14 protein-coding genes are annotated in these 16,894 nt (G+C 44.6%); 8 read left to right on the top strand and 6 right to left on the bottom strand.

Features of this window, described 5'->3' with window-relative positions; genetic code table 11:
• Positions 1–150: 150 nt before the first annotated feature.
• Positions 151–1,170, bottom strand: coding sequence for a LysM peptidoglycan-binding domain-containing protein (locus tag BLD48_RS12795; RefSeq protein WP_071500554.1), 1,020 nt, complete (start codon positions 1,168–1,170; stop codon positions 151–153).
• A 206-nt stretch (positions 1,171–1,376) separates the two neighbouring features.
• Here BLD48_RS12795 and BLD48_RS12790 point away from each other — a divergent pair, with 206 nt between their 5' ends.
• Both BLD48_RS12790 and BLD48_RS12785 read left to right on the top strand, forming a co-directional pair.
• Positions 1,377–2,504: an ABC transporter ATP-binding protein gene (locus BLD48_RS12790; protein WP_071500553.1), complete on the top strand. Its 1,128-nt coding sequence runs from the start codon at positions 1,377–1,379 to the stop codon at positions 2,502–2,504.
• Positions 2,501–4,084 (top strand): ABC transporter permease/substrate-binding protein, encoded by a 1,584-nt coding sequence (locus BLD48_RS12785; protein WP_071500552.1) that lies wholly within the window; start codon positions 2,501–2,503, stop codon positions 4,082–4,084. Before BLD48_RS12790 ends, BLD48_RS12785 begins: the two co-directional genes overlap by 4 nt.
• Positions 4,085–4,230: 146 nt before the next feature.
• Here the strand turns inward: BLD48_RS12785 and BLD48_RS12780 are convergent, their stop codons facing one another.
• A complete protein-coding gene (locus tag BLD48_RS12780; protein ID WP_071500551.1) occupies positions 4,231–4,428 on the bottom strand; it encodes a hypothetical protein in 198 nt (65 codons plus the stop codon).
• 108 nt (positions 4,429–4,536) lie between these two features.
• A complete protein-coding gene (locus BLD48_RS12775) occupies positions 4,537–5,076 on the bottom strand; it encodes a gamma carbonic anhydrase family protein (RefSeq protein ID WP_071500550.1) in 540 nt (179 codons plus the stop codon).
• A gap of 124 nt (positions 5,077–5,200) precedes the next feature.
• Between BLD48_RS12775 and ade the strand changes: the two genes are divergently transcribed.
• Together ade and BLD48_RS12765 are read left to right on the top strand one after the other, a co-directional pair.
• A complete protein-coding gene (gene ade, locus BLD48_RS12770) occupies positions 5,201–6,931 on the top strand; it encodes an adenine deaminase (protein WP_071500549.1) in 1,731 nt (576 codons plus the stop codon).
• A gap of 195 nt (positions 6,932–7,126) precedes the next feature.
• Complete coding sequence (locus tag BLD48_RS12765; RefSeq protein WP_071500548.1) at positions 7,127–7,384, top strand: hypothetical protein; 258 nt, start codon at positions 7,127–7,129, stop codon at positions 7,382–7,384.
• Positions 7,385–7,471: 87 nt separating this feature from the next.
• Here BLD48_RS12765 and BLD48_RS12760 read toward each other — a convergent pair whose 3' ends face one another.
• Together BLD48_RS12760 and BLD48_RS12755 are read right to left on the bottom strand one after the other, a co-directional pair.
• Entirely contained in the window at positions 7,472–9,106 is a 1,635-nt protein-coding gene (locus BLD48_RS12760; RefSeq protein WP_071500547.1) for a peptide ABC transporter substrate-binding protein, read from the bottom strand.
• A gap of 108 nt (positions 9,107–9,214) precedes the next feature.
• Complete coding sequence (locus tag BLD48_RS12755; RefSeq protein ID WP_071500546.1) at positions 9,215–9,898, bottom strand: MgtC/SapB family protein; 684 nt, start codon at positions 9,896–9,898, stop codon at positions 9,215–9,217.
• Between the two features lie 119 nt (positions 9,899–10,017).
• Here BLD48_RS12755 and BLD48_RS12750 point away from each other — a divergent pair, with 119 nt between their 5' ends.
• Positions 10,018–11,412, top strand: coding sequence for a basic amino acid/polyamine antiporter (locus BLD48_RS12750; protein ID WP_071500545.1), 1,395 nt, complete (start codon positions 10,018–10,020; stop codon positions 11,410–11,412).
• A gap of 96 nt (positions 11,413–11,508) precedes the next feature.
• On the opposite strand, the gene BLD48_RS12745 is transcribed toward BLD48_RS12750, so the two are convergent.
• Positions 11,509–13,512 (bottom strand): sensor domain-containing protein, encoded by a 2,004-nt coding sequence (locus BLD48_RS12745; RefSeq protein WP_236630027.1) that lies wholly within the window; start codon positions 13,510–13,512, stop codon positions 11,509–11,511.
• Positions 13,513–13,720: 208 nt separating this feature from the next.
• On the opposite strand from BLD48_RS12745, the gene BLD48_RS12740 reads away from it, so the two are divergent.
• From BLD48_RS12740 to nagE, 3 genes are all read left to right on the top strand, one after another.
• Positions 13,721–14,923, top strand: coding sequence for an ornithine--oxo-acid transaminase (locus BLD48_RS12740; protein WP_071500543.1), 1,203 nt, complete (start codon positions 13,721–13,723; stop codon positions 14,921–14,923).
• Positions 14,924–15,024: 101 nt separating this feature from the next.
• The gene (locus BLD48_RS12735) at positions 15,025–15,222 is read left to right on the top strand and encodes a CsbD family protein (protein ID WP_014969515.1); all 198 of its coding nucleotides are present in this window, start codon (positions 15,025–15,027) and stop codon (positions 15,220–15,222) included.
• A 158-nt stretch (positions 15,223–15,380) separates the two neighbouring features.
• Positions 15,381–16,889 (top strand): N-acetylglucosamine-specific PTS transporter subunit IIBC, encoded by a 1,509-nt coding sequence (gene nagE / locus BLD48_RS12730; RefSeq protein ID WP_071500542.1) that lies wholly within the window; start codon positions 15,381–15,383, stop codon positions 16,887–16,889.
• The last annotated feature ends 5 nt before the right edge of the window (positions 16,890–16,894 follow it).

The raw sequence follows: 16,894 nt of genomic DNA, 5'->3' as shown, positions 1-16,894 counted from the left end.
CTGGATTGAAGGTGCGTCTGGTTCTCCCGTCTAAATTGAATAGGTACAGTATATCGATATCTTTAAACACAAAAAACCCCGAATGGGGTCTTTTATCAAGTGTCCACCATTCAGGGTTCAGTTCACTTTAGCGGACGAAGGTGTTTTTGGTTACTTCGGAATGACGAGGACTTGCCCCACCGAAATCAAATTCACATTGGTGATTTTGTTGGCACTGGCGAGAGCGGTGACGGTGACACCGTATTTCGTTGCGATTGAATATAACGTATCTCCGGCTTTCACCGTATAAGTGACGGTCGCAGGTGGAGGGGTGGTGCCCGGAATGACAAGAACTTGTCCAACCTTGATCAGATTATAGTTGGTAATGTTGTTTGCTTTGGCAAGAGAGGCGACGCTGACATTGTAGAGGTTGGCGATTTTATAAAGGGTATCGCCCGATTTGACGGTGTAGGTTTTACTGCCACTTGGGGGAAGTTGCAGCAATTCTGAAATCGTGACGAATTTATATCCTTTGGCTTTGAGTTGGGAAATCATCGAAGGCAGGGCAACGGGTGTTCCGGGGGCACCGGCACCGGTATGCATCAGAACGATGGAACCCGGGACGACATTGGGAACGACACGCGCCAAAATAGCGGTTGAACTGATGCCTTTCCAATCTGTCGTATCAATGTTCCATTGAATCGTTTTTGTATATCCGGCATTGCCTACTGCTGCTAAGACGGCACTGTTACTTGCACCAAACGGCGCACGGAAAATCGGTTTAGTCGTCCGACCGGTCAGTGATTTGATTAACGTTTCTGTTTTAGACAGTTCGCTCGTCATTTGTGCGGTGGTTAATTTCGTAAAGTCAGGGTGCGTGTAGGAGTGATTTCCAAGTTGATGAGTAGGAGTGGCGGTCGCGATGTTTTTAATCCGCTGAGGATGGTTGTTGGCTCCAGTACCTGTCAGGAAGAAGGTGGCTTTGACATTGTTACTTTTTAAGATGCTCAAAATTTTTGTGATATTCCCACCGTCTGACCCATCATCAAATGTCAACGCGACAACTTTACTGGTCGTCGAACCTTTTGTGACGAACGTTGAACTTGCTGCATCTGCCGTCAAACCGTAACTGAAGAAAGGAAAAAGCGATATCAACACGATCATGATGATTCGAATCCACTTCGTATGCATGTGTATTTCGCCTCCTTTTTCTAGGATGACTGCCTCTCACTTGTCTCTACTTATCTATTACCCTTTTTGAGCAATAAAACTAAAAAAGAGGGAAACAATTCCCCAATTTTTATTGATTCAAACGGAATAAGCTAAAATAATTGTTTAATTATGAAATGAACAGGGAAAACATGATATATGGAAATAGTAAAAGGAGTGGAGTATGAATGATTGAATTTAAAAACGTCGGGAAACAATTTAAAGATAACGTTGTCTTAAAAGGCTTGACCCTCGAAATCAAAGAGGGTGAACTGGTTGTCTTCATCGGACCAAGTGGTTGTGGGAAAACGACGTCCCTTAAAATGATCAACCGATTGATTGAACCATCATCAGGTACGATTTTAGTGAACGGAAAAGATATCATGAAAACGGATACGATTGAGTTACGTCGTCATATGGGATACGTCATTCAGCAAACTGGTTTATTTCCACATATGACCGTTCGGGAAAACATTCAGTTGATTGCCGGTCTCGAAGGAAAAGATCATGATCAGATGGATCTTCGGACAGAAGAGTTACTTCAAATGGTCGGACTCGATCCGAAACAATTCATTGATCGTTACCCGAGCGAACTGAGTGGTGGACAACAACAGCGGGTTGGTTTCGCCCGAGCGTTGATGAATGACCCGGATGTCATCTTAATGGATGAACCGTTTAGTGCACTTGACCCCGTCACACGAAATGACCTCCAAGAAGAATTATTCAATCTCCAAGAAGAAGTCAAAAAGACGATTGTCTTCGTCACCCACGATATGGATGAAGCGATTAAGTTAGCCGATCGGATTTGTATCATGCGTGATGGGGAAATCGTTCAATTTGATACACCGGAAGAAATCTTACGTCATCCGAAAGACGAGTACGTCGAATCGTTTATCGGAAAAAATAAGATTTGGAGCAGTCCGGCGTTTATCAAAGCAGAAGACATCATGATTGAAGATCCTGTCTCGATCAGCGGGAAACGAACGTTATTACAAGGGATTGAAATCATGCGTGGACGGAAGGTCGACAGTCTGTTGATTACGGATCGCGACCGGATCCTGCAAGGAATCGTCAAATTGAAAAACATTCAAACTGCACCTGACAAGGGAGTACGAATCGAAAACGTCATGGAAGGTGAACTCGTCGCTGTCGATGAACAAGACTCGTTGCTTGATGTACTTGAAGTCATGAACCATGAAGAAACAGGTTATTTACCTGTTACCAACAAATCGGGTCAATTACGTGGATTAATTACAAGAAGTAGCTTACTTTCCGTCTTGAGTGAGCAGTTCATTCAGGAGGAGGAAGTACAATGAGTGGATTTTTAGATTATGTGCAAAATAATACCGGTCAGATTTTTGACTTATTACTCGAACACTTACAGTTAACTGTGTTTGCCGTCGTCATTGCGGTCATACTCGGTATTCCACTCGGGATTCTGATTACACGGTATCAGCGTTTGGCAAAACCGGTACTCGCTTTGACGAGTGTCGTGCAAGCCGTTCCGAGCCTTGCTTTACTTGGATTCTTGATTCCATTCATCGGGATCGGATCGACACCGGCGATTATCATGGTTGTCTTGTATTCATTACTCCCGATTGTCAAAAATACGTACACCGGTTTATCAAGCATTCCAGGAGATATGTTGGAAGCTGCAAAAGGGATTGGACTGACCGAACGACAAGTTTTAGGAAAGGTTCAAATTCCGCTTGCTTTACCGATCATGATGGCTGGAATTCGGATCTCGGCCGTGACGGCTGTTGGTCTGATGACGATTTCTGCCTTTATCGGTGCCGGTGGACTTGGTTATCTTGTCTTCTCAGGTATCCAGACAGTCGATAATAATCAAATCCTTGCCGGAGCGATTCCTGCAGGTATCTTAGCCCTTGCGATTGACTTCATCGTCAGTCGAATCGAATATTCTGTCGCACCAAACGGAATTAAGCTGGCAGACGGTCGAATTAAAAGTAAGGCCCGTAAACGCCGGAAAGCGATGACGACTGGAAAGAAAATTGCGATCGTGAGTATCATTTTCCTGCTGATTGGCGGAACGGTCGCGTATTCGTTCTTAAAAACGGATAAAATCGTCATCGGTTCAAAAAACTATACCGAACAAGCGATTTTAGGGAACATGTTAGCGGACTTGATTGAGGAGAAAACCGATCTCGAAGTCGAACGTCAACTCAATCTGGGTGGAACGAAAGTTGCCTACGGTGCGTTAGAAACGGGTGAGATTGATGCTTACGTCGAGTATACAGGCACGTTATTGATCGATGTCTTGAAACAGGATGTCGAGACCGATCCGAAAGCCGTTTACGAAAAGGTGAGCAAGATGATTCCGGCGAAAAGCCAGGTCGATGTTCTCGATTCAATTGGTTTTAATAATACATTTGCTTTAGCAGTGACAAAAGAAGATGCCGAAAAATACGATTTGAAGACCGTATCCGATATGGCAGCAGTCAGTAATCGTCTTATCCTCGGATCGACAATTGAATTCGCGAACCGTGAAGATGGATACCTCGGATTAAAAGAGAAATACCCGGATATGAAATTCCAAGATGTTCAACCTGTAGATGGGGGACTTCGTTACACCGCATTGACGAACGGAAAAACAAATGTCATCGATAGTTTCTCGACAGACGGCTTGTTAAAGAAGTTTGATTTGACGGTCCTAGAGGATGATAAAGAGTTTTTCCCACCGTACTATGCCGTCCCGATTGTACGTCAAGAAACGTTGGAAGAACATCCGGAACTGAAGGAAGTCCTGAATCTGTTAAAGGATAAAATCACAGATGAAAAGATGCAAGAACTTAACTTTAAAGCGGATGTCGAAAAAGAGCGTCCGGAAGATGTGGCACGTGATTTCTTGATTGAAGAAGGATTAATCAAAAAGTAACGAAAAGAGAGCCGAGGCGGGAATCCGCTTCGGCTCTTTGTTATGCGCGCTGACGCGCTATATCGTTTTGGAAAATAGGTAATCCGGATTAGATCATTATTTTTTGATTCGACTAGCGAGCCAAGCGCGAACTGTACTTTGTTGGATCATACATGTTCTTCCTCTCTTGATTGAATTATTCCTAAACTCAAGGATTTTTGCTCGGCATCATTAACAATACGGGCTTGTAGCTCTTTCGTCAACCAATCTGTTTCTTGTTCCGGTAAAGTCGGTAAACCGTAACTTGGATTACTTGTGGATGAAAATAGATCTGCCATCAACCGTTCTTCGAATAATGGTGTCATTTCAAATCCCCCTCGGTCTTGATTCTTGTCCTACAGCTTTAGTGTAAGGGAAAGATGTAAACAAACGAGAGGCGAATTGTTAAAAACAGTTGAACTTTGTAAACGTTTTCACATTGTCGTCAAATCTTCCTCGATTACTCGACAATCAGCTGCGTATTGTTGCCCCCGTTTAACGTATTTGCGAATCGTTCGCTCCATGATGAACCGGTCATGGTCATTGATTTCACGGACGACCTTAGCCGGTACTCCCATGACCATCGAATTGGGTGGAACCACCATCTTTGGAGGGACGACACTGCCTGCCGCAACAAAGGAACCACTTCCGATCTCTGCTTCATCAAGAATCGTTGCCGACATACCAATCAAAGCTCCTTGGCGGATGATGCCCCCATGGATCATCGCCATGTGTCCAATCGTCACGTCATCTTCAATGATGGTCGGGTATCCTTCATACTGGTGAATCATCGATCCATCCTGAATATTGACCCGTTCCCCGATTGTAATCGGTCCTTCATCCCCGCGGATGACGGTATTGAACCAAACGGTCGAATTCTGACCGATCTGGACTTCACCGATGACTTTAGCTCCGTCTGCAATATAGACACTGGGATCGACGTTGGGTACGAGTTGACCTACACGATATTTCATGTTAAATTCCCACCTTTTCATTTAAATGTACGTTTTCATCTTGACCTGCCGAAAAATAAATTGCAACTGCTTACAATCTAATTGTAAGATGGTGAAAATACCGTTCACTACAGGAGGAAACAGGATGGATCAGACAGTTCGAGCACGCCTCATCACGATTGCCGCTAAAAAAGAGAAAGCAGCGGTCGTTTATCAAAATATTCAAGTCATCGATGTCATGACACGCGAAACCTATCAGGCGGATGTCGCGGTCGATTCAGGTTACATCGTGGCCGTTGGAGAAGGGTACGAAGGGGTCGAGATGATTGATGGAACAGGAAAGTTTATCGCCCCGAGTTTCATCGATGGACATGTTCACATCGAGTCGTCGATGGTGACGCCTAGTGAATACGAACAGGCGATTTTGCCACTCGGTGTGACGACCATCATTGCCGACCCACATGAAATTGCAAACGTAAAGGGAGCAGAAGGTCTTCAGTTCATGTTAGACGACGCAGAAGGGTTGTCGCTTGACGTTCGGATGATGTTACCGAGCTGTGTGCCGGCGACTTCATTTGAGCACGCTGGTGCGTCGTTAGACGCCAAAGCGTTAGAACCGTTCGTGAACCACCAAGGTGTACACGGTCTAGGCGAAGTCATGGATTATCCGGCCGTCGAACGGGCCGATGCGGATATGTTGAAAAAAATCGAACAGATCGAAGCAGCCGGAAAGCTCGTGGATGGTCATGCAGCTGGGCTTGGTGTCCGTGAACTGAATATTTATGGAGTAGCGGGTATTCGAACGGATCATGAATCAGTTAGTAAAGAAGAAGCGATTGCCCGAGCACGTCGTGGGTTGTATGTAGAAGTACGGGAAGGATCTGCGGCACGGAATCTTCGAGAAGTGTTAGATGCCGTCACGGAAAGTAATGCCAGCCGTTTTCTGTTTTGTACGGATGATAAACATTTGGATGATACGTTACGTGAAGGAACGATCGACTATAATATCCGTTATGCCATCCGCCATGGGATCAAACGTGAAACAGCCTATGCGATGGCATCGCTTCATGCGGCTAATGCCTATCAGTTACACGACCGGGGAGCGATTGTCCCGGGACGTCGTGCCGACTACGTGATTTTGAGTGATGCGAATCAAGTGGTGATCGACGAAGTCTTCGTAAAAGGAGAGTCTGTCGCCCGTAACGGAAAAACAACCGTTTCGTCTGAAAAGACACCTGTCCCAGCAGCACTGCGCGGTGAATTGAAAACAAAGCCGATCACGGATCGTCTATTTGAACTTTCCCTCCAGGAACCGAAGGCACATGTCATCGGAATCATTCCGAAAAGTATCGTCACGGAACACTTGATTTTGGATGTACCGCTTCAGGATGGAAAATTCCTCGCTGTGCCGGAACAGGATTTGTTGAAGATTGCAGTGATCGAGCGTCATCATGCAACAGATTTTTCAGCGGTCGGCATCGTCAAAGGATTCAAGATGAAGCGAGGAGCGATTGCTGCGACGGTTGCTCATGATTCCCATAACTTGGTCATTGTCGGAACATCCGATGCAGAGATGAAGCTTGCGGCAGAACGGTTGGTCAAAGCCGGTGGAGGCGTCATCGCAGTGAACGGAACGGAAGTTTTGGCAGAGTTACCACTTGAAATTGCCGGATTGATGACTAGTCGGCCCTTCCAAGAGGTAGGGGATACACTCGAAGCACTCAATGATGCACTTGATGTACTTGAAGCGGATCGTTCGTTTAATCCCTATTTAACGATGTCGTTTCTTTGCCTGCCCGTCATCCCGAATTTAAAATTGACAGACACTGGATTATTTGACGTAAAAACGTTCCAACATATTTCCGTTCAAGCTTGATCTATAGGTAAAGTCCAGTACAAATCATCGACTGGACTTTACCTTTTCTTAATAGTTTTCCGGTTGAATCATTATTTGATCCTTGTTATAGTAGGTCTTATCATCTTGATGAAAAGCGCTGTTTTTTTGAAACCTTCAGCTGGTATTTTCGTAAAGAAGATTATAGAGATGAATGATTAAGAAAGGATCGATTCAATGGATAAGTCATATTTTGAGGGTCATGAAGAGTTGATTTCTGATGTCTACCGTTTGTTTATTGACCAGTTTCATGAGTTACCGATGAACCGCCGAACGAAACGTCAGTTGCGTAATCTTGCGTTTTCAGTAATACGACAAGCGGGTCCGACCTATCAGGAACGTACCGTCTTGTATGCATTTTTTGCAGAATTTTTTCGCGCCGTCGAAGAAGGACAGCGAGAAGAAATCGAGTTTTATAAACAAATCGCACAGTAAAGACCCCGATCGGCTCCGGCAGAAGGGGTCTTTGTTGTATACAAAAACCGGTAATCAAGTTGAACTTGATTACCGGCAGGAATCCTCTTATTTAACTTCCATCCACTTGAAGCTCATATCGGCTCCGAACGGGTGACGGTATAATTTATCGATGTTTGCACGTTGCAAGTAGGCTTCACCTTTTTGATAGATTGGAGCAATCGCATAATCGTCCGCTAAGAGCATTTTTTCAGCTTCCTGGAGCGTCGACCAACGTTTCGCTTCATCCGGCTCCGCCTTCGCTTCTTTGATCATTTTGTCGAACTCTTTGTTCGAATACTCCATCCGGTTAAAGCTTCCGTCCGTCAACCACATATCAAGGAACGTCATTGGATCCTGGTAGTCAGGTCCCCAGCCGGCAGCTGAGATATCGTAATCGCCTTTCGCTTCAAGATCGAGGAAGTTTTTGAACGGTTGTTGTTTGATGTTGATCGTCAGACCCGGAAGATTCTTCTCAAGGTCACCTTTTAAGAACTCAGAAACCTTTTTGAAGGCATCTTCATCACGTGACAGCATATCGACTTCGATCGTTTTGACACCAAGTTCTTTTAAGCCGGCATCCCATGCTTTTTTCGCTTCTGTTGCATCGAAGCTTTGAAGATCCGGATATTTTGTACGGAAGTCTTCTCCATCCGGTGTGAACGTAAAGTCTTTTGCGACGATGAAGTTGGCTGGTTTTGAACCATCATTTAAGATGACATCTGTAATTCCTTGTTTTTCAAAACCAAGTGCCAATGCTTTCCGGATATTTTCGTTTTTAAGAGATTTATTTTTTTGGTTGAAACGCAGGAAGTTGATCCGGGCGTCCGGGCGAGTTTTATAGTCTTCCGACTTTTCATATTGTGAGACGAATTCCGATGTGATAGGTGCAAAGTCAACGTCTTTGGATTCAAACAAGTTAACGCCCGTCGAAATCTCCTTGACGACTTTAACATCGATTTTTTCCATTTTGACATTTGCTTTATCCCAGTAATCGGGGTTCTTTTTGTATGTCCATCCGGCGTTTGATTGCCACTTATCAAGAATGAAGGGGCCGTTGAAGATCATCGACTCAACATTGGTCGCGAACTTATCACCTTTTTCTTCAACAAACGATTGCTTGAGCGGCAAGTAAGTAGGGAAACTTGTCAAACCTAGGAAGTAAGGTGCTGGAGCTTCCAGTTGTACTTCAAGTGTTTGATCATCAACCTTCTTGACACCAAGTGAATCAAGTTCAGCTTCACCCGCTAAGATTTTGTTGGCATTTTTTAAATCTTGAAGAATATAGGCATACTCGGCTCCCGTTTTCGGGTCAAGTGCACGTTTCCAAGAATAGATGAAATCGTCAGCCGTTACAGCCGAACCATCAGACCATTTTGCATCTTTCCGGAGTTTGAATGTATAGGTTTTTTTGTCGTCAGACACTTCGACACTTTCTGCGATACCAGGAGTCGGCTTATTTTCTCCATCAAGACGGTACAACCCTTCAAAGACGTTGTTCGTCACGATGATGGACGTCGAGTCTGTTGTTTTTGTTGGATCAAGTTGTGGGACATCCGTTGTTGAGATGAGCGTCACTTCTTGTTTCTTTTCTTTTGACGAGGATGACTTTCCATCTGATTCATTGCTTTGGCCACAAGCTGCTACTGCCAGCAGCGCCACGCTAGATAATCCAGCAAAGGCAATTTTTGTTTGTTTTTTCATGTGAACGATGACCCCCTGGTTAAATTGAAATAATTTCAGAAAAGTGTGAACATAATGTAAATTTAAGTGAAAACGAATGAAAATGCAACATAAATTTTCTGACAATTCTCACTGATCAAGGTCTATATGCTCAATTCCCAGTGTTTTCAAGTAGTCATAAAGTATGAAAATCGTCAGTTTATGTGGCGAATACATCCGTAATGTCAACTGTTGTGGATGACCGCGTAACCGAATATTGGTGATTCGGATCCCTTTTTGTTCCAAGGCTGTTTTTACAGTCTGGGCATCGGTTTCTTTAGATAAAGTGAGATGAGCGACGATCACATTCGCTTCGAAGCGACTATTGTTAAATCGTTTCATGATCCAAGTGATGCCTTCTAACGAGAAAAATAAGAAGAGGACTAGAAACGTCGCTTCCATGATAAAACCGGCTCCGACTGCGATGCCAATCCCGCTGGCAGCCCATATAATCGCGGCTGTCGTCAAACCACTGACGATATCATGCGGACGTCTTAAAATGACACCTGCACCAATGAAACCGATCCCGGCGACGACTTGAGCGACGAGCCGCATCGGATCCATTTGAACATTTGGGGCAATCGTGCTGTAGAGAATGACCGATTTGATGGAGACGATGGTTAACAGGCAACTGATCAGGGTAATTACGAGGCTAGTACGTATACCAACGGGCTTATTTTTGATTTCACGTTCAAAGCCGATGATGATTCCAAATGTCGCAGCAAGCATCAATTTCAGAAAGTCTTCCAGTTGGAACGAATGGATCCAATTCATGATAACCAAATCCTTTCTTTACAATCGTTCTGATTTTGTTATAATGAGTTTTGTGTCTTTCGAATGAATATACGTTTGATATGAATAGATATACAAGGATTAAAGGACGTGTGTAGAGAATGAATCAACAAAAAATTGGCTTTTTCGCATTAGCTGCAATGGTCATCGGTTCAATGGTCGGCGGGGGAGCATTTAATCTTCCTGGAGCGATGGCTCAAAAAGCGAGCGCAGGACCGATTCTGATCGGTTGGGGAATCACGGGTCTCGGTATGATCATGTTAGCACTTGTGTTTCAACACCTTGCGAACAGTAAACCGGAACTTGAAGGTGGCATCTACGCGTATGCACGCGAAGGGTTCGGACGGTTTATCGGCTTTAACAGTGCCTGGGGATATTGGGTCTCAGCTTGGATCGGGACAGTCGCCAACATCACGTTGGTGTTTAACGCACTCAGTTACTTTTTCCCGATTTTTTCGTCGGAAAATCGCATATTTTTGTTACTGATGAGTATTGTTGTCGTTTGGGGGCTCTTTTTCATTGTCTCAAGTGGGATTAAAGAGGCCACCCTCGTTAATTTAATTACGACGATTGCAAAATTGGTTCCAATTTTAATTTTTATTTTATTAGTGGCAATCGCCTTTAATGTCAAGACGTTTAACCTCGATTTTTGGGGAGAAGGAACGGAGTTAGGAAGTATCTTTACACAAGTCAAAGGAACGATGCTCGTCACCTTATGGGCCTTTGTTGGAATTGAAGGGGCCGTCGTCTTATCAACCCGTGCGAAAAAACGGAGTGATGTCGGAAAGGCGACAGTCATGGGACTTGTCGGTGTACTCGTCATCTATATCCTGATTTCTGTTTTGTCACTAGGTGTCTTGAGTCAAGCAAAACTGGCCGGATTACAAGAACCAACGATGGCATATGTGCTCGAAGCAGCGATCGGTCCGTTTGGAGCAACACTCATCATGATCGGTCTAATCATTTCTCTGTCAGGTGCTTTACTCGGATGGACGATCCTTGCCTCTGAGATTTCCTATCTCGTCGCAAAAGACGGTGCCTTCCCGAAATTCTTTGGGAAGACGAACCGGAAAGGGGCTCCAGTCGGGGCGTTGCTGATTACGCAAATCGCGACACAACTGGTTGCAGGAATCGCCTTATTCTCTGCGCAAACGTACTTGGTGTTATCAAGCATCGCAGGTATTTGTGCCTTGTTGCCTTATTTACTGTCCGCCATCTACAGTGTCCGTTTCTCAAAAGCAGAACGTAATCAAAAAATGTTGATTTTCTCAACGATTGCGGCACTTTATTCACTTTGGCTCGTCTACGCTTCAGGTATTTGGTACATCGTCATCGCAGCGCTTGTCTATGCGCCAGGCATCGTTGCTTACTTGATGGCAGAACGTGAACAAAAACGTGGAGGCATGTCGCGTTATGAAATGATCGCGAGTGGTATCCTCGTCCTTTTAGCGGCTGTTGCCGTATACGGAATGGTCGTTGGACAGATTCAATTGTAAAAAAAAAACTGTAGTGATTAACTGAAGTCTAAAGAGAATGCTCCCATCCGACTAGGATGAGAGCATTTTTTTATGCCGAAAACCCGCAAGATTACCTCAATTTTCAGGAGTGGACGGACCAAACCGCTCTTCAATCTCTGTGACAGACAACGGTTCTGAGAAGATGAAGCCTTGCATTTGCTGACACGCAGTTGCTTCTAGGTAGCGTAGTGCACTTGCCGTCTCGACGCCTTCCGCCACAAGATTCAAGTTCAGATTCCGACCAAGTTGGATGATGGAATCCAGTAAACCGTTTTCTCCTAAATCGATTCCATCAATAAAGACTTTATCGATTTTTAGTTCATCAATCGGAAAGGCACGTAAATATTGTAAGGAAGAATACCCTGTTCCGAAATCATCAATTGAAAGTCGGAAACCAAGCAACTTGATCAATTGCATCCGCTCAACCGTCCGTTGTGTCTGAAGGATGGCGATATTTTCAGTCATCTCTAGAGTGACGAAACGTGGATTGATTTTTTTTTGACGAACGACATGCTGTAACGTCCGAACGAATGAGTCACTTTGGAACTGATGCGGAGAGATATTGATCGCCATCGTCAAATCATCTGAAATACGTTCTTGCCATTTTGCCAGTTGCTCACACGCTTCAAGGACGACCCAGTTATTGATGGGGGTGATCAAAGCAGCTTCTTCAGCTAGTGGAATGAACTCGTCAGGGGAAATGCTGCCGAGAGCGGTATGATTCCATCGTAGCAAAGCTTCGAATCCGTCGACCTGTTTCGTTTTTAAATTGATGATCGGTTGATAGGCTAAATGGAGAGAGTGATCCTCAAGTACTGTAAACAATGAGCGTTCTAGTTGCAGTTTTCGTGTGAACTGTTCGTCCATTTCATGGGTCAAGTATTGAATCGTACCTGTTCCGACGGCTTTTCCGGCATATAATGCCATTTCCGAACGTCGATACAGATCTTCTAACGATTTAGCCTCGGATGGGTAGACGGTGATTCCAAAGGTACACGAAATAATCAGGGAATGACCATTGATATAGTAGGGACGTTGGAGGACTTGTTGTAATTTCCGAGCGTATTGGAACAAAACATTCCGATCCGTGACCTCTACCAGTAAACCAAACAAATCGCTTGTCGGATGAAAGGTCAGCTTTTGTTCTCCATGTTGTGAAAGACGTTTCGCTAACGCCTGAAGCAGCTGATCTCCTACATGTGTCCCAAAAGAATCATTGATGACTTTGAACCGGTCGATATCAAATAAGATGAGCGAGATTGGAGTTTGGTCTGTCGCTTTTGAAAATAAAGTATTGCCTTCACGGAGAAATCCACGTTTATTCAGCAGGTGGGTCATCTCATTATGATGGACAAGAAAATCGAGTTCCTGCTCTAGCTGTTCGGTTTCAGTGATATCAGTACCGATGAAGATATGCTGGAAACGGACACCGTTCACATCATAGATTGGAATTAAAGTGGCTTGAAGGACTTTTTCTTGATCACCGTTCGTCAAAATGGGCAGCTTTCCGGACCACGCTTTTTTCTGCTTGATTTGTGAGCGGATCGTCGAAAGGACCTTTTCAGACGAATTCAACAACATCGTCCACGGTTGGTCGAGTAACATTTGCGGACAAAAACCGGTGAGGTCTGTCATGTTGGTATTGGCATATTGAATCGTGCCGCGTGCATCAAGGACGAGGACGCAAGCGATTTGGTCAAAGGCATACCGTAAATCCATCAGCCCTTGAAACAGCGGTTTACTATTTGTCTGCTGATCCGATGAAGGGAGCTGGCAGAAAAACGCCCCAATCACCTGATTTTGTTCATCGAAGAGTGGTGAGACAAGTAACGTTGCCGTCAGCTGTTCGCCAGATTTATGCAAAAATGTCGTGTTCGGCAGTTGCATCGATTGACGTCGTTCTAAAAACGACTGCCAAATTTGTCGACTAAAGGCGGCATCCTCCTGATCGAGTAGGGGAACAAGCCGTCCTATGATTTCTTGGGCAGACCATCCCCAATAGGATTCAGCAGCTTCGTTCCAAGAATGGACGGTTAAGTCCACATGTAAGATGAATGCAGGTAAAGGAAACCTTTGCATGACAGTTTCATAGGAATTTATGATCGGACGATCCATTACGGGTGCACACTCCTTTTAGTTAACAGAGATGACGGTTCACTTGTCTTGTCTATTCCCAATATATTCAATTCTCATGCGGAGAAGTCCTGTATTTCGATTGAAGATTATCGCGTGAAATCTGTTATAATCATCTTGAAAGCGTTTTCTAAGCGAAAAAGGGGGATTATTCATGAATCAAACAGAGAAAATCATCACACAGACAGAAAAATTTGGGGCTCACAACTATCATCCACTGCCAATCGTCATTTCAGAAGCAGAAGGTGTCTTCGTCAAAGACCCAGAAGGCCGAAAGTATATGGACATGCTCAGTGCCTATTCAGCGGTAAACCAAGGTCATCGCCATCCGAAAATCATTGAGGCCTTAAAACGTCAAGCCGATAAAATTACGTTGACGTCACGTGCTTTTCACAATGATCAGCTCGGTTTCTTCTATGAGAAGGTCGCACAACTGACAGGGAAAGATATGGTCTTACCGATGAATACAGGGGCAGAAGCGGTCGAAACAGCCGTTAAAGCGTCGCGTCGCTGGGCATATGAAGTGAAACAAATTCCGGGAGATGCAGAAATCATCGTCTGTGAAGGCAACTTCCACGGACGGACGATGACGGCTGTCTCGATGTCAACGGAAGCAGAGTATCGACGTGGTTTCGGACCGCTCTTGCCGGGAATCAAAACGATTCCGTATGGCGATTTAGAAGCACTAAAAGGAGCAATCACGGAAAATACAGCAGCGTTCATCATCGAGCCAATCCAAGGCGAAGCAGGGATCTTGATTCCGTACGAAGGATTCCTGAAAGACGCACAAAACGTATGTAAGGAACATAATGTCTTGCTTGTCTCGGATGAAATCCAATCAGGTCTTGGACGTTCAGGAAAATGGTTTGCGTCAGACTGGGATAACGTAGTACCGGATATGTATATCTTAGGTAAAGCGCTCGGTGGAGGCGTCTTTCCAATTTCATGTGTCGCGGCGAATCGTGACATCTTAAATGTCTTCAACCCGGGATCACACGGTTCGACGTTTGGTGGGAACCCACTAGCCTGTGCCGTCTCTGTCGCTTCACTCGAAGTATTAGAAGAAGAAAAACTACCAGAACGTTCACTTGAGCTCGGCACGTACTTCATGAACCGTCTCAAAGAGATCGATAATCCGTTGATTAAAGATGTCCGTGGTCGCGGATTGTTTATTGGTGTCGAACTGACGGAAGCAGCTCGTCCGTATTGTGAAGCACTAAAAGAAAAAGGATTACTCTGTAAAGAAACGCACGAAACCGTCATCCGCTTTGCACCACCACTCGTCATTACGAAAGAAGAATTGGACTGGGCATTTGAACGAATCGAACAAGTACTTGGTGTATCAGTCGCACAGTAACGGAGAACTCCCTGTCGGAAACGATGGGGAGTTTTTTAGGTTTGAATCTGTTTCAGTTGGGAACATACTATTATGCGGTAAAAAAATAAGGGGGAATGAACATGTCAAACGATAGTGGGTTAAACAAAAAAGCAGATGGTATGGTTGATAAAGTTGCTGGAAAAGCGAAAGAAGCGCTTGGAAAAGCAACGGGGGATAAGTCAACAGAACGTGAAGGCAAAAAAGATCAGCTGAAAGGCGACGCGAAAAAGACAGTTGGGAATGTTCAACAAAACCTTGATGATATGAATCGTCGTTAATGTATATCCAATAAGGTCCCTTTTCAGAGGGATCTTTTTTTGTTAAAAAATTTGTATAAAGGTCTAGTCATTTAGATGTGTATGTGGAATAATAATAAGTGTTAAAGCGTTTTCATCGTCATGTCATTATTTGTTTTCATTTGGAAAGGATGAAGTATATGTTGCAGTTTCTACAACGAATCGGTAAAGCTTTGATGCTACCGATTGCCGTACTACCAGCCGCAGGAATTGTCCTTCGACTTGGTTCGGCAGATATGTTGGACGTTCCACTGATGGTTGCAGCCGGCGGAGCGATTTTTGATAACCTCCCGCTGATTTTTGCGATTGGTGTAGCGATAGGTTTATCGATTGATGCAAGTGGGGCGGCCGGTTTAGCGGGAGCCGTCGGATATTTGGTTTTAAAAACGGGCGTCGATTCGATGAACAAAGATTATTCAGATGCCCAGATTCAGGCGAAGTATGATGCGATTGCCGCCATTGTCAATGACTCCTCGACCAAAGTCGACGGAGCGACCTTAAGTTCCATCGCGAATCAGGCGACTTTAGGTTCGATGGTCAACATGGCAGTGTTTGGCGGAATTATCGCAGGTATCGTCGCCGGACTGTTATACAACCGCTTTTATAATATAAAATTACCAGATTGGTTAGCATTCTTTGGGGGACGTCGTTTTGTTCCGATCGTTACTTCGGCAGCGATGCTTGTTTTAGCGTTTATATTTGGTTACTTATGGCCATTCATCGAAGACGGAATCAACAATGCGGGAGAGTGGATGGTCAGTCTTGGAGCCGGAGGAGCTGCTCTGTTTGGTTTCTTCAACCGATTATTGATTCCGGTAGGACTTCATCATGTCTTAAATAATATTTTTTGGTTTGTCTTTGGTTCCTATGAAAAAGCAGACGGAACGATTGCGAATGGAGATATCGCCCGGTTCTTCGCCGGTGATCCGACAGCCGGTATTTATCAAGCCGGATTTTTCCCGATCATGATGTTTGCTTTGCCGGCAGCAGCTGCCGCAATGGTCATGGCAGCACGAAAAGAAAATCGTAAAACGGTCGCAGGAGCGATGATTGGTTTAGGACTAACCTCATTCTTGACAGGAATCACGGAACCGATTGAGTTCTCGTTTATGTTCTTGTCACCTGTCTTGTACGTGATTCACGCTGTTCTGACAGGTGTGTCGATGGCCGTCGTCAACTTACTTGGTATTTTGCACGGCTTTTCCTTCTCAGCAGGATTCATCGACTATGTCTTGAATTTTGGAATTGCGACAAAACCCTTACTGTTACTTCTCGTTGGTCTGGCGTTCGCGGTCATCTATTACTTCCTATTCTACTTCATGATCACGAAGTTTGATCTGAAAACACCGGGTCGTGAAGATGAATCACTCGTAACAGACACGGGACTTGTCGCAGGAGTGTCTGACGACAAGTATGAGCAACAGGCAGCCCGGATTTTTGCAGGATTACAAGGAACGGAGAATGTGACGGCGATTGATAACTGTGCGACACGCCTCCGTCTTCAAGTAAAAGATGCAAGTATCATCGATGAAGCAGCAATCAAAGCAGCTGGTGCGAAAGGTGTCATGAAGATGGGCGCAACAAATGTCCAAATCATCATCGGTACCGATGTCGAATTCGTAGCAGATGCCATGAAACGGCAAAAATAAAAAAA

The sequence above is a fragment of the Exiguobacterium sp. KRL4 genome, from assembly GCF_001870785.1.
GTDB lineage: Bacteria > Bacillota > Bacilli > Exiguobacteriales > Exiguobacteriaceae > Exiguobacterium_A.
This window is presented reverse-complemented; position numbering and strand designations above follow the sequence as displayed.